The following is a 320-nucleotide window of genomic DNA, read 5'->3' on the forward strand; positions in this document are numbered from 1 at the left end:
TTGGTCATAAGCGTCTTTATTTACATGGTTTTCAAATTTTGAGCAAACGTGTGCATTGATTTAAATTATTATCATTTATTCCTTTTATAGAATTTATATTCCATTTGTGTGTCAGTCTGGTATGAAGAATGGAAAAAATGAAAGGCTATTTGATGATTGCTCCCAGTACCTATGATGCCTTGCGGGATGAATTGGCATCCCGCCATGATGAGCTTAGCAAGCGTTTGAAGCAGATCGCAGAATATGCGCTGGACAATCCGAACGATATGGCGCTGGAAACGGTTTCTGAAATTGCAGAGCGTGCAGGAGTTCAACCTTCA

The 320-nt window shown here is 39.7% G+C and carries 1 pseudogene; it reads left to right on the forward strand.

Annotated features, from left to right (window positions below):
* Positions 1-128: 128 nt before the first annotated feature.
* Positions 129-320: pseudogene (locus tag BTW00_RS13745) on the forward strand (hypothetical protein); the annotation flags it as partial.

Source organism: Psychrobacter sp. C 20.9 (assembly GCF_001921765.1).
GTDB classification, from domain to species: Bacteria; Pseudomonadota; Gammaproteobacteria; order Pseudomonadales; family Moraxellaceae; genus Psychrobacter; species Psychrobacter piscatorii_B.